9 protein-coding genes are annotated in these 11,768 nt (G+C 63.6%); 7 read left to right on the top strand and 2 right to left on the bottom strand.

Translation table 11 applies throughout. The features are described from left to right. The first annotated feature begins 10 nt into the window (after positions 1 to 10). From A4R29_RS06340 to A4R29_RS06325, 4 genes are all read left to right on the top strand, one after another. A complete protein-coding gene (locus A4R29_RS06340) occupies positions 11 to 2,128 on the top strand; it encodes an ABC transporter permease (RefSeq protein WP_063171500.1) in 2,118 nt (705 codons plus the stop codon). Then, the gene (locus tag A4R29_RS06335; protein ID WP_063171499.1) at positions 2,125 to 3,219 is read left to right on the top strand and encodes an NHL repeat-containing protein; all 1,095 of its coding nucleotides are present in this window, start codon (positions 2,125 to 2,127) and stop codon (positions 3,217 to 3,219) included. The genes A4R29_RS06340 and A4R29_RS06335 overlap by 4 nt, the downstream gene beginning before the upstream one ends. 3 nt (positions 3,220 to 3,222) lie before the next feature. Next, entirely contained in the window at positions 3,223 to 4,722 is a 1,500-nt protein-coding gene (locus tag A4R29_RS06330) for a sugar ABC transporter ATP-binding protein (RefSeq protein WP_063171498.1), read from the top strand. A gap of 124 nt (positions 4,723 to 4,846) precedes the next feature. Then, on the top strand, positions 4,847 to 5,743 hold the full coding sequence (locus A4R29_RS06325; protein WP_013533142.1) for a LysR family transcriptional regulator: 897 nt from the start codon (positions 4,847 to 4,849) through the stop codon (positions 5,741 to 5,743). Positions 5,744 to 5,843: 100 nt separating this feature from the next. Here A4R29_RS06325 and A4R29_RS06320 read toward each other — a convergent pair whose 3' ends face one another. Next, the gene (locus A4R29_RS06320) at positions 5,844 to 7,340 is read right to left on the bottom strand and encodes an aldehyde dehydrogenase family protein (protein WP_063171497.1); all 1,497 of its coding nucleotides are present in this window, start codon (positions 7,338 to 7,340) and stop codon (positions 5,844 to 5,846) included. Positions 7,341 to 7,481: 141 nt separating this feature from the next. On the opposite strand from A4R29_RS06320, the gene A4R29_RS06315 reads away from it, so the two are divergent. The 3 genes from A4R29_RS06315 to A4R29_RS06305 all read left to right on the top strand — a co-directional run bounded on the left by A4R29_RS06315 (position 7,482) and on the right by A4R29_RS06305 (position 10,592). After that, a complete protein-coding gene (locus A4R29_RS06315) occupies positions 7,482 to 8,225 on the top strand; it encodes a glucose 1-dehydrogenase (RefSeq protein WP_013533144.1) in 744 nt (247 codons plus the stop codon). 25 nt (positions 8,226 to 8,250) lie between these two features. After that, positions 8,251 to 9,351, top strand: a complete 1,101-nt coding sequence (locus tag A4R29_RS06310; RefSeq protein WP_063171496.1) for an isocitrate/isopropylmalate dehydrogenase family protein — start codon at positions 8,251 to 8,253, stop codon at positions 9,349 to 9,351. Between the two features lie 101 nt (positions 9,352 to 9,452). Then, on the top strand, positions 9,453 to 10,592 hold the full coding sequence (locus A4R29_RS06305; RefSeq protein ID WP_024502410.1) for an alpha-hydroxy acid oxidase: 1,140 nt from the start codon (positions 9,453 to 9,455) through the stop codon (positions 10,590 to 10,592). A 250-nt stretch (positions 10,593 to 10,842) separates the two neighbouring features. Here the strand turns inward: A4R29_RS06305 and A4R29_RS06300 are convergent, their stop codons facing one another. Continuing rightward, positions 10,843 to 11,442 carry a TetR/AcrR family transcriptional regulator gene (locus A4R29_RS06300; protein WP_063171495.1) on the bottom strand — a complete coding sequence of 200 codons (600 nt, stop codon included), beginning with the start codon at positions 11,440 to 11,442 and terminating at the stop codon, positions 10,843 to 10,845. Positions 11,443 to 11,768 lie beyond the last annotated feature (326 nt).

The following is an 11,768-nucleotide window of genomic DNA, read 5'->3' as shown; positions in this document are numbered from 1 at the left end:
GACTTCCTTGATGAGCATGGCTGAAAGCCTTGTGCGCTGGCGCTACCGCCTGCTCCCCGACCACGTGGTCGGGGAGATCCTGACCAAGAAGTGGATCGACAGCGTCATTCCCTTCATGGCGCTGGTCATTTTGTGCGCGATCTTCGGCTCGATCGTGCCGGGCTTCTTCGATCTGGCGACGCTGACCAATCTCAGCGGCCAGACCGCCGAGCTTGGCCTTGTGGTGCTCGGCATGACCATCGTCATGGTGTCAGGCGGCATCGATCTGTCTGTCGGGTCGACCTTCGCGCTCGCCGTGCTGGTCACGCTCTATGGGATGAATGTCGAGCAGTGGAGCTTTGGTACCGGCCTGTTGGCGTGCCTGGGCCTCGGCGTCGTCTGCGGCGCCATCAACGGCTTCCTGGTTGGCTTCCTGCGCATGCGGGCGTTTCTCACCACGCTGGTGACGCTCATCATCTACCGCTCGACCTTCGACATCGTCTTTCCCCAGGTCTCGACCCGGATCGTCACCAGCGGTCCGGACTCGCCAGCCTATGATTTTCTTGGTTTCGGTACGATCTGGGGCGTGCCGACATCCTTTGTGGTCTTCGTCGTCATCGCGCTGATCATCCATCTCGTGCTGTCGCGCGCCCGCTATGGCTGGCGGCTGTTCGCGGTCGGCGGCGCGCGCCGCTCTGCCTACAATGCCGGCATCAATGTGCGCTTCATCTTGTTCAGCGCCTATGTCTTGTGCTCGGTACTGGTGGCGCTCTCCGGCTTCTTCTTCTCGGCCCGCATCGGCAGTGCCGCTTCCGACATCGGCACCGGTCTCGAACTGCAGGTGTTGACCGCGACCGTGCTCGGCGGCATCTCGCTAGGCGGCGGGCGCGGCTCGGTCGCCAAGGCGCTGATGGGCACCGTCTTCGTGCTTGTCCTGTCGAACAGCCTGCTTGCGCTGGCCGTGCCCGGCCCGGTCAATTTCCTGATCCTCGGCATCGTGCTGCTTTTGTCGGTGCTTCTCGACGTTCGCTGGGTGAAGAACCGCCACAAGATCCTGCGCAGCGTCTACATCTCGCCAACCTTCGCCAAGATGCCGCAGGCGATCTCGACCGCGCCCGGCGCGCCAATGGCGGTGAATGACCGGTTGAAGGACGTCGGCGTCATCGGCCTCGGCGTTCTCGACGGCGCGGAGGATGTGATCTTCGACCGGCAGGACCGTCTCTACACCGGCAGCCGCCAGGGCGAGATCCTGCGCTTCCAGCCGCCCCATTACACCGATAGCGAAGTGTTCGCACATATTGGCGGCTCGCCGCTCGGCATGGCTTTCGACCGCGACGACAATCTCGTCATCTGCGTCGCCGGCATGGGCCTCTATCAGGTCTCGCCGGCCGGCGACGTAAAGCTGCTGACCGCCGAAACCAACCGCTCACTGACCTCGGTGGTCGACGACTCGACCATGAAGCTCGCCGACGACTGCGACATTCTTCCGGACGGCCGCATCGTCTTTTCGGAAGCCACCGTGCGCTTCGAAATGCATGACTGGTATGCCGACGCGCTGGAAAGCCGCGGCAACGGACGCATCATCGTCCATGATCCCAAATCCGGTTCGACACGCACACTGCTGTCGAACCTCGTCTTCCCCAACGGCATTTGCACGGCCTTCGACGGCCAGTCGGTGCTGTTCGCCGAAAGCTGGGCCTGCCGCATCAGCCGCTATTATTTCGATGGCCCGAAGAAGGGCCAAGTCGAGCGCGTCATCGAGGGCTTGCCCGGCTATCCCGACAACATCAACCGCGCCTCCGACGGTACCTACTGGCTGGCCCTGATGGGCATGCGCACGCCGGCCTTGGATCTCTCGCTTGAAATGCCGAGCTTCCGCCGTCGCATGGCGCGGCGCGTATCGGAAGACGCGTGGCTGATGCCCAATCTCAACACCGGCTGCGTGCTGCGCTTCGACGAGAACGGCCAGATCCTCGAAAGCCTGTGGGACCAGACCGGCGAGAAGCATCCGATGATCACCTCGATGCGCGAGCACAAGGGCATCCTCTATCTCTGCGGCATCTTCAACAACCGCATGGGCACCTTGCCCTTGAAAGGCGTCGATCCCGACTGGTTCAGCTCGGATTCCTACTGGGGCAAAAAGCCATGAGCGGTTTGAGCCAGCTTCTTGACCGCTTTCTCGGCCGTGGCGAGTGGGCAGTGACCGTGCCGACGCTCGACGGGCCGTTGCTGCCCAACCAAGGACTGGAGGAAGCCGAGCCGTTCGCCGGCCTCGCCGAGGCCGACAATCTCGTACGCACCGAAAAGGGCATTCTGGCAAGCAGCGCCAACCGGCTGATGCGCTTTAGCGCCGACGGCCATGCCGAAACCTTGCAGGAATTTCCGGGCGAGATCACCGCACTCGCCCATGCCCGCGGCATGACCGCGATGGCCATCGACGGCAAGGGCGTCGTCGTCCACGGCGGCCTGCATGACGGGCGCGAGGCGACGGGTGAGGAGGCTCGGCGCCTCTCCTGCATCACCGCTCTCACCTTCCTCGACAGCAACACCTTGCTGGTGGCCAACGGTTCGGCCTCAGTGCCGGCGAGCGGTTGGCGTCGCGACCTGATGCAGAAGAGCGTGTCCGGTTCGGTCTGGCGGCTCGATCTAAAAAACGGCCGGCTGGAGCTTGTCAGGGACGGCTTGGCCTGGCCGGCCGGCATCGCCACCACCGGCTCCAACCGCATCTACGTTTCGGAGGCCTGGCGCCACCGCGTGCTGGCGATCGACCTTGCCACCAAGGCGACGCTGCCCGTGCTGGAGCATCTGCCGGCCTACCCCGCCCGCATCGCCCCGGCCTTCAACGCCGGCTATTGGCTGACCTTCTATTCCGTGCGCAACCAACTGGTGGAGTTCATCCTGCGCGAGGAGACCTACCGCACCCGCATGCTGGCGGAAGTCCCGGAGGCCTACTGGATGGCGCCGTCGCTCGGCTCATGGCGCGACTATCGCGAGCCCATGCAAGGCAGCCAGTTGAAGCAGATGAACGTGCTGAAGCCATACGCGGTGACAAGGTCCTACGGGCTGGTGGTTCTTTGCGACCAGAACATGAAGCCGCTGTCGAGTTTCCATTCGCGCGCAGACGGCAAGGTGCACGGGACGCTGAGCGCCTGCGAGCTGGGCGATGATCTGCTGGTCGCCTCGCGCGGCGGATCGAGGATCGTACGCGTGGCGAGCGCCGCCAGCGGCAAGCGAGGCTAAGCGATGTCGGACGCCAACATCATTGAACTCAGGGATGCCGCCAAGGCATTCGCGCGCATTCCGGCCTTCAAGAATGTCAATTTCGACCTGCGCAAAGGCGAAATCCACGCGCTGCTCGGGGAAAACGGCGCCGGCAAGTCGACGCTGACCAAGGTCATGGCCGGTGTCTTCAAGCTGACCGAGGGCAAGATGACCTTCGACGGCAAGGATGTGTCCTTCGCCACGCCCGCCGAAGCGCTGCGCGCCGGCATCGCCATGGTGTTCCAGGAAACCAACCTGGTGCCGGCCATGACGGTAGCGCAGAATCTCTATCTCGGCGAAGAGAAGATGTTCAACCGGTTGCGCGGCCTCTACATTCGGGCGCGGCAGTTCCTCGCCGGCATGGGCTTCCAGGTCGACCCGTCCGCGCAGGTCAGCACGCTGGGCGCGGCGCACAAGCAGATGGTGGAGATCGCGCGCGCCGTCCACCACAAGGCTCGCGTCATCATCTTCGACGAGCCGACCGCGACGCTGACGCCTGAAGAGAAGAGCCACTTCTTCAAACTTTTGCAGCGGCTGGTGAAGGAGGGCATCGCCGTCATCTTCATCACCCATGCGCTGGAAGAGGCGCTTGCCGTCGCCAACCGCATCACGGTCATGCGCGATGGCGAGATCGTCGCGTCCGGCGAGGCCAAGGGCTTCACCCGCGCCTCGATCGTGCAGGCCATGGTCGGCCGCACGCTCACCGAAACGCTGCATGGCGAGGTCAAGCGCACGGCGCGCCCCTACGGCGACAAGGTGCTTTCGGTCGAGAATCTGTCCTGCGCCGGCCTGGTGCGCAACTCTTCCTTCTCGGTGTTTTCAGGCCAGGTCACCGGCATGTTCGGCCTTGTCGGCGCCGGCCGCACCGAAATGGCCAAGGTCGTCGCCGGACTGTTGAAGCGCAACATCTTCCACGGCGGCGAGATCCGCCTGCTCGGCAAGTCGGTGCGCTATCGGGTGCCCAGGCCTGCGGTGCGCGACGGCATCGTCTATGTCACCGAGGATCGCAAGGTCGACGGTTTCTTCGAAACCATGACCGCGGGCGAGAACCTGCAAATGGGTGAACTGACCGAGGGCGCCAATCCCGTCTCCATGGTGTCGCTGGCGCGAGCCAGGCAACTTGCCCGCGAATGGGGCGAACGTCTGAGCCTGCGGCAGACCAGCGACCGAGCCCGGATGATCGAGCTCTCCGGCGGTAACCAGCAAAAGGTCGTGATCGCCAAATCGCTGATTCAGAAGCCGAGGCTGGTGATCTTCGACGAGCCGACACGCGGGGTCGACGTCGGCGCCATCGTCGAGATCCACCAGCTCATCAGCGATCTCGCCGAGCAAGGCATGGCCGTCGTTGTCATCTCGTCCTACCTGCCTGAAATTCTCGCCGTTTCGGATCGCATTCTGGTGGTCAAGCGCGGCCGCGTGGTCGAGGAGATGATGCTTTCGGAGGCCACCGAGGAACGCGTCATGTTCGCCGCGGTTCATTGAGCGGCTCGACAAGAGAGACACTTTTGCCGGCCAAGCCAGGACCAATGTCTGGCCTGCCCTATTGCCTTGCAATCGGTTCCGCGTCTGAATAGGTCAGGGGTCAGATCACCCTGCCCGAGCGGATATGCCCAGCGTCAACCTCAAACTTCTGCAGACGTTCCTGCTTGCCGCCGAAAACGGCAGCTTCCGACGTGCTGCCGAGGAGAGCAACCGTTCGCCATCGGCGGTCTCGATGCAGATTCGCGACCTTGAGGAGCAGATCGGCATCTCGCTGTTCATCCGCACCGCACAGCGTGCCAGCCTGACGCCGGAAGGCCAGATCCTGTTCGAGGAGATCGCCAACGTGATGTCACAGGTGCAGACCAGCCTCGACCGCCTGACGGAGGTCGCCGCTCGGCGCAAGGGCAAAGTGCAGATCGCCTGCGCCCCGACGCTCGCGGCAAGCCGGCTGGGCGATATCCTGGCGACATTCAAGTTGCGCTATCCACGCAGCATCGTCGAGGTCATCGAGAGCCCGCCGCAGGCCGCGCTTGGCCTTTTGCAACAGCAGGAGGTCGAGTTCTACATCGGCCCCGAACTGCCAAACCTGACGGACTTCCAGTTCGAGTCCATCCTCGACGATCCGCTGATGGCCTGCATCCCCACGGAAATATACGGTGGCGAAAAGAAGCTGCTGCTCTCGGACCTGCTGCGCTATCCGCTCATCCTGCTCAGCCGCAAGACCGCCGTGCGCGGCCTTGTCGATCGGCTGACGGCGGCGGAAGGCATCGAGTTCAAGCCGCAATACGAGGTCGAAAGCGCACAGACGGCGGTGGCGCTGGTGTGTTCGGGACTTGGCGTCTGCGTGGTGCCCGGCATCGCCATTTCGCGCAATGACGAGCGTATGCGGGTGGTGCCGATCGACCATCGCGACGCCCACCGCTCGGTCGGCATCATCACCGCGCGGGGCTATGTGCACCACTCCTTCTCCGAACAGCTGATGAACCTCATCCGCACCAATTTGCGCGAACTGGCAAACTGAGCGTCGCGCCTTCGGACAGGCACCTTGCACGAGCGCCGAGAATGGTGCGTTGGGAACGCCGCCATTGGCAGCCCGGCCTCTCCTGAATATCAGCGCACCCTCAGTCGGTCTGGATCCAGATCGACTTGGTCTCCAGATATTCATGCAGATGTTCGATGCCTCCCTCGCGGCCGTAGCCGGACATCTTCATGCCGCCGAACGGCACCGCCGGGTCGATGGCGTGGTACATGTTGACCCATACCGAGCCGGCCTTGATGCGGCGGGCGAGCTTGTGGGCGGTGCCAAGATGACTGGTGAAAATGCCGGCCGCCAGGCCATAGGGCGTCGCATTGGCCCGCGCCACGGCTTCGTCGAGCGTGTCGAACGGCATCGCCGAAATCACCGGACCAAAGATCTCTTCACGCGCGATGGTCATCTTGTCCGACACCGCACCGAAGACAGTCGGCGCGATGAAATTGCCGCCGTCGTAGGGCCCGCCGGTCAGTCGCGAGCCGCCCGCCATCAGTTCCGCGCCTTCGTCGCGGCCGGCCTTGATATAGCCCACCACCTTGCCGGCCTGCCTGGCATTGATGAGCGGGCCGATTTCGGTTTCCGCCTCGATGCCATGGCCGATGCGAAGCCTGCCGGCAAACTCGGCGACCCGGCGCACGAATTCGTCATGGATTTCGCGGGCCACGAAAAGCCGCGAACCGGCGATGCAGATCTGGCCCGAATGCACGAACACAGCCATCGCGGCGACCGGAACCGCCTTGTCGATGTCGGCATCGCGGCAGACGATGATCGGCGATTTGCCGCCGAGCTCCAGGGAAACGCGCTTGAGGTTGGTCACGCCCGCCCGCGCGATGGCCTGGCCGGTCAGCGTCGAGCCGGTGAAGACGATCTTGTTGACGTCGGGATGTTCAGCGAGCCGCGCCCCGGCCTCTGTCCCGGTGCCGGTGACGACGTTGACGACGCCGTCGGGAACGCCGGCCTTCTGCATCAGCCTGGCGATCAGCAGCGGCGTCAACGAAGCATCCTCCGAGGGCTTCAGCACGATGGTGCAGCCGGTGGCGAGCGCCGGCGCGATCTTCCAGATCGACGCTGCGGTCGGAGCGTTCCAGGGGATGATCGCGCCGACAACGCCTACCGGCTCGCGCCTTGTGAACGAGACGATCTCGCCGGGGATCGAATTGTCTATGGATTCGCCATGCAGCGCGGTCGCCATGCCCGCATAGAAGCGCAGCATGCCGATGACGCGCCGCCGGTTGGCTAGCGTGCGCGTGATCGGCAGTCCCATGTCGAGAGTGTCGGAAACGCTGAGTTCTTCCCAATGGGTCTCGAAGAGATCGGCGATGCGCAGAAGCACGCACTGCCGCTCGTAGGGCGAGAATTTTGACCACGGCCCTTCGAAGGCCGTGCGCGCAGCGGCCACCGCCGCATCGATGTCGGCCGCCGAGCCACGCGGCACCGTGGCCAGCACTTCGCCAGTCGCCGGGTTGAGCGCCTGCATCTCCTGGCCGGATTGTGCCGGAACCCACTTGCCGCCGACGAACATCGGCCGGAATTCGCCATGGTAGAGCGCCGTGGCCTTCGCCCGCGGGTCGAAATTCAGCGTCATCTCTTCCTCCTCACAATTCCGTGGCGACTATGACTCCCACGCCGGTCGACCTCAAACAAGGAAAGCTAAAAGGGCGTTCAGATAATCGGACTGTGCAATGCACGCGACTTCCCCGATGGTGCCGGCAACGGAGGAACAGATATGAGACTTGCTGGCAAGGTCGCTATCGTCACGGGCGGCGGTTCGGGATTTGGCGAAGGCATCGTCAGGAAATTCGTCACCGAAGGTGCGCTGGTCGTGTTGATGGACCGTGATGAGGCCGCCGCGGCCCGCGTTGCTGCCGAAGCCGGCGAAAATGTGCGGCCAATCACAGGCGACGTCTCGACACTCGGAAGCTTCGAAGCGGCGGCAGACCTGGCCCGCTCGGCCTTTGGCGGTCTCGACATACTGGTCAACAATGCCGGCGTGGCCCAGCCGCCCTTGGCGCTCGAGACAATGGACGAAGAGATGTTCGACCGGATCGCCAACGTCAACATGCGATCCATCTACAATGGCGCCCGTGCGGTCGTTGCGCATTTCAAATCCATCAAATCGGGCGCCATCCTCAACGTCGCCTCCACCGGCGGCGTCTCGCCGCGCCCGAATTTGACCTGGTACAATGCTTCCAAAGGCTGGGCGATTGCCGCAACCCGGGCCATGGCCGTGGAACTCGCCCCCTTCGGCATCCGCGTCAACGCCATCAATCCGGTTGCCGGCGACACGCCACTTCTGTCCACTTTCATCGGCTCCGGCGAAGAGAACCGCGCCCGCGTCGTCGCCACCATTCCGATCGGCAGGCTGTCTACGCCGGCGGATATGGGCAACGCCGCGGCATTCCTGTGCTCCGACGAGGCCAGCATGATCACCGGCGTCGACCTCAACGTCGATGGCGGCAAGTGCATCTGAGCGTTAGACCATTTGGGAGTTGGCGATGAAGCCTGTCTACGAAATCGCCGTGGTGCATGGCGACGGCATCGGCCCGGAAGTCTGCGCCGCAGCGGTTCAAGTGGTGAAAGCAGCGCTCGGTCCCGGCAGCCCCTTGCACTTCAGCGAATACCCGGCCGGAGCCGAGCATTTCCTGAAGACCGGCCAGAGCTTTCCCGAGCCGACCTTCCAGGCCTGCCGCGAGGCGGACGCCATCCTGCATGGTGCGGGCGGCTTGCCGGGCGTCATCCATCCCGATGGGACCGAAGCAGGCCTGGATTTCACGCTGAGGCTGCGCTTCGAACTCGATCTCTATGCCAATATCCGCCCCGTCAGGCTCTTCGAGGGCGTGCCGAGCCCGTTGAGCGGAGTGAAGGCCGGCGATATCGACTACATCATCTTGCGCGAGAACAGCGAAGGGCTTTACGCCGCGCGGGGATCGGGCGCGCTGTTGCGCGGCGAAGTGGCGGTCGACACGCTGGTGCAGACCCGCTCCGGCATCGAGCGCATCGCACGCAAGGCCTTCGAACTGGCGCGCCAGTCGGGCGGCGCGCCCCGTGACGGCGTGCGCCGGGTGACCTGCTGCGACAAGGCCAACGTGCTGCGCAGCTATGCCTTCTTTCGCTCCGTCTTCGACGAAGTGGCGAAGGACTATCCCGATATCGCGACCGAGCACGCGCTGGTCGACGCCATGGCGATGTATCTCGTGGTGAAACCGGGCCATTTCAACGTCATCGTCAGCGAGAACATGTTCGGCGACATCCTGTCCGACCTCGCCGCCGCGACGGTGGGCGGGATGGGCATGGCGCCTTCAGCCGAGATCGGCGCGGCCAACGGCTTCTTTCAGGCCGCGCACGGCTCGGCACCCGACATTGCCGGCAAGGGTATCGCCAACCCTTATGGGACGATCCTGTCGGCAGCCTCGATGCTCGACTGGCTCGGCCACAAGCATGGCGACGAGAGGCTCAACCAGGCCGCCGCGCGCATCCGTCGCGTGACCGAGGACTGCCTGGCCAATGGGCTTCTGAGCGCCGACCTGAAAGGCAGGGCGTCGACCAGCGAGATAACCCGTTCGGTCTGCGACCGGCTCACGGCCGGGCGCGACTGATATGACCAAGCCAAGGATAAATCTTGTTGGACCTGGCAAGGTCGGCCAGACGCTCATGCGCCGGATATTCATTGCCGGCGGGCACAGGGTCCAGACCTGAGATGGGCGCTCTCGATCGCCATGTTTCGGTCGAGGACTTTCGCAGGCTTGCCCGCCGTCGTCTGCCGAAGTCGGTCTTCGAATTCATCGATGGCGGGGCGGGGCAAGAACTCACCCTCAACGCCAATCGAAGCGATTTCGAAAAGATCAGACTTTTGCCGCGCGTGCTTATCGATGTTTCGCATCCGAACGTTTCCACGACGCTCTGGTCCGAGACCTTGCCAACACCGCTGGTGATCAGCCCGATGGGCTCCTGCGCGCTGGTCAGGCCCGGAGCCGACATTGCCATCGCGAGGGCGGCAACCGCTCGCAGCATCCCCTACACGCTCTCCACCATGGCCACGGCCAGCATCGAAGGCATGGCGCGAGCCGTACAGGGGCCGCTGTGGTTCCAGCTTTATGTGCTCAAGGATTTCGACTTCAATCGCCAGTTGGTGAGGCGAGCGGAAGAATTTGGCTATTCGACGCTGGTGGTGACCGTTGATCTGCAAGCCGGTGGCAAGCGCGAAAAGGATCTTAGGAACGGCATATCTATCCCACTGCGGCCTTCGGCCCGGCATCTCTGGGAAGGCATGCTTCATCCTGGCTGGTCGCTGCGCCTGCTGCGCGGCGGTCTGCCCCAGTTCGAGAACGTCCGCGGCTATCTCGGTGACAACAGCGCCGGCCTGACGATCGCCGCGCGTGTTGGCGGCAGCCTTCATGCAGGTTTCGACTGGGACGATTTCCGCCAGATCCGCGACTGGTGGAAAGGCCGGCTGCTGGTCAAGGGCCTCCTGCACCCGGGCGATGCGTCGCGACTGGTGGCGGCTGGTGCCGATGGCATCTGGGTGTCCAACCATGGAGGCCGCCAGCTCGACGGTGCTGTATCGAGCATCGATGCCCTGCCCGCTATCCGTCAGGCACTTGGCGCCCAAATCCCGATCCTCATCGATTCCGGTATCCGCACGGGCACGGACATCGTCAAGGCCAAGGCACGCGGCGCCACCGTCGCGGCGATCGGCCGGGCCGCCCTGTTCGGCGCCGTGGCTGGCGAGCCCGGCGTGGCCAAGGCACTGGATATCATCCTGGACGAAGTGGTGACTTGCCTCAGGCTCTGCGGGATCCCCCGTTTTCAGGAAGCGGGATCAGAAATGATAGCATAGCGCCAAGACGAGTGCTCACGCTTGGTCAAGAGGTACAGAAAACCCCCGCTCGTCCAATATTCTTCCTCATCATGCCAAGGTTTTGCTATCGCGGTTGTGCAAGCGGCTGCGGGCGGGCGACCAATTGCCGCCCTCGCACGCCGCTCCTTCCCAAGCCCAACGGCGCCCTGTCAGAGAGCGCTTGTTTGATGCACACCCGCTAGCGGCGGGCGTGATTAAATTCGAGAGGCTGCGCAGTCGGATAGGCAGACTAAGGTCGGCCGCCCGGTGCTGTTTTCGGTTCCATCCACCCGTTCTTCAGAATGTCGCGAAGCACGTTGCGGGTGTCTTCGCCCGCTGCCGTTGCGCCGCTCGCCCAAGCGATCGCCAGTGCCCCGAAAAAGATGTCGCGCCCGGTCATCGTCCGTCGTGCAAGCCCTTCGTCCTGTGCAGCCTTCAGGATTCGCTCGGTCGTCGCGATGACAGCATGGCAGGTCGGCGTCAGCGGGGATTCTACTCGGCAAGCCGCCCGTAACGGTTCAGGCAAGCCCTGATAAGCCAGCATCCAGTCGCCGAGAGCTTCAACCCAGAGTTCGAGTGCGCGGCCTGCATCGCTCTCCCCGGCTTCGATTTCAACGCGACGATGGTCGAGGCCTTCATAATGAAGAACTAACAGCGCAGCCAGCACGGCGTCTTTGTTTGGAAAATGGCGGTAGAGCGTCCCTGCTCCCACGCCCGCCAGCTTCGCAATAGAATCCATCGAAACGTCAACACTATCGTTGCCGAACGCTTGTCGCGCCACCTCGAGAATGTGCGCCCGATTATGCTGCGCGTCCCTGCGCAGGGCTGACGCGACCGACAATTGCGACATTACTGACTTTGAACCCTTGAATACCGGAGACACTCTCCGCATCTAAAAGCCGAATCGGAGAGAGTCTCCATATAGCCCCCGGTCGACTATTCTAACAGGTCGGCATCAGCGAGCTAAACGAGGACACGATGATCAGGCAGATGATACCGGCATGCATCCGGGCAACGGGTACCGCAACCTGCCTGGCGCCTGGCGCGCGCCGTCAGCAGATGCCGCGAGCTATACGAGTTTCGAGGCGGACTGCTCCGTCGGCAGCACCGCCCTGCGTGACCCTCTGGATGTCCGCTCAATACGGAGTAGATCCGCGCACCATGCGCTGAGCTCAT

It is taken from the genome of Mesorhizobium ciceri biovar biserrulae, from assembly GCF_001618845.1.
Classification (GTDB): domain Bacteria; phylum Pseudomonadota; class Alphaproteobacteria; order Rhizobiales; family Rhizobiaceae; genus Mesorhizobium; species Mesorhizobium ciceri.
The sequence above is the reverse complement of the archived record's forward strand: the minus strand, read 5'-3'. Positions and strand labels throughout refer to the sequence as shown.

What these genes read in the sequence shown, in the direction of transcription:
- A4R29_RS06315 (WP_013533144.1), top strand. Translation starts at nt 7,482, where the DNA reads ATGAGACTTGCTGGCAAGGTCGCTATCGTCACGGGCGGCGGTTCGGGA.
- A4R29_RS06330 (WP_063171498.1), top strand. Translation starts at nt 3,223, where the DNA reads ATGTCGGACGCCAACATCATTGAACTCAGGGATGCCGCCAAGGCATTC.
- A4R29_RS06340 (WP_063171500.1), top strand. Translation starts at nt 11, where the DNA reads ATGAGCATGGCTGAAAGCCTTGTGCGCTGGCGCTACCGCCTGCTCCCC.
- A4R29_RS06320 (WP_063171497.1), bottom strand. Translation starts at nt 7,340, where the DNA reads ATGACGCTGAATTTCGACCCGCGGGCGAAGGCCACGGCGCTCTACCAT.
- A4R29_RS06335 (WP_063171499.1), top strand. Translation starts at nt 2,125, where the DNA reads ATGAGCGGTTTGAGCCAGCTTCTTGACCGCTTTCTCGGCCGTGGCGAG.
- A4R29_RS06300 (WP_063171495.1), bottom strand. Translation starts at nt 11,442, where the DNA reads ATGTCGCAATTGTCGGTCGCGTCAGCCCTGCGCAGGGACGCGCAGCAT.
- A4R29_RS06325 (WP_013533142.1), top strand. Translation starts at nt 4,847, where the DNA reads ATGCCCAGCGTCAACCTCAAACTTCTGCAGACGTTCCTGCTTGCCGCC.
- A4R29_RS06310 (WP_063171496.1), top strand. Translation starts at nt 8,251, where the DNA reads ATGAAGCCTGTCTACGAAATCGCCGTGGTGCATGGCGACGGCATCGGC.
- A4R29_RS06305 (WP_024502410.1), top strand. Translation starts at nt 9,453, where the DNA reads ATGGGCGCTCTCGATCGCCATGTTTCGGTCGAGGACTTTCGCAGGCTT.